The organism is Streptomyces blattellae, from assembly GCF_009709555.1.
Lineage (GTDB): Bacteria > Actinomycetota > Actinomycetes > Streptomycetales > Streptomycetaceae > Streptomyces > Streptomyces blattellae.
The window spans coordinates 1-855 of the sequence record NZ_WJBG01000005.1; the positions used below are offsets into that span (position 1 = coordinate 1).

Consider the following 855-nt stretch of genomic DNA (forward strand, 5'->3'; position numbering starts at 1 on the left):
TTAGAAGTACCCCTCGCGCTTACGGTCTTCCATCGCGGCCTCGGAGAGCTTGTCGTCGGCGCGGGTGGCGCCGCGCTCGGTGAGCCGGGACGCGGCGATCTCGGCGATGACCTTCTCGATGGTGTCGGCGTCGGAGTCGACGGCGCCGGTGCAGGACATGTCGCCGACGGTGCGGTAGCGGACCTGCCGCTTCTCGACCGTCTCCGTCGCCTTCGGCCCGCCCCACTCGCCGGCGGTCAGCCACATCCCGGCCCGCTGGAACACCTCACGGTGATGCGCGAAGTAGATCTCCGGCAGCTCGATCTTTTCGCGGGCGATGTACTGCCAGACGTCGAGTTCGGTCCAGTTGGACAGCGGGAAGACGCGGACGTGCTCGCCGGGGGCGTGCCGTCCGTTGTAGAGGTTCCACAGCTCGGGGCGCTGGCGGCGCGGATCCCACTGGGAGAACTCGTCGCGCAGGGAGAACACCCGCTCCTTGGCGCGGGCCTTCTCCTCGTCCCGGCGTCCGCCGCCGAAGACCGCGTCGAACTTCTCGCTCTGGATCTTCTCCGTCAGCGGCAGCGTCTGCAGCGGGTTCCGGGTCCCGTCGGGACGTTCGCGCAGCACACCCCGGTCGATGTAGTCCTGTACGGAGGCCACATGGAGGCGCAGCCCATGTGCGGCCACCGTACGGTCCCGGTACTCCAGCACCTCGGGGAAGTTGTGGCCGGTGTCCACGTGCAGCAGCGAGAAGGGGATCGTCGCGGGGGCGAACGCCTTCAGCGCCAGATGCAGCATGACGATGGAGTCCTTGCCGCCGGAGAACAGGATCACCGGCCGCTCGAACTCGCCCGCCACCTCACGGAAGATGTGCAC

The 855-nt window shown here is 68.3% G+C and carries 1 protein-coding gene; it reads right to left on the reverse strand.

Annotated features, from left to right (window positions below):
• Window positions 1-855, reverse strand: an 855-nt coding sequence (gene cysD / locus GFH49_RS00430; RefSeq protein WP_155053713.1) for a sulfate adenylyltransferase subunit CysD, incomplete at its 5' end; no start/stop codon positions are given.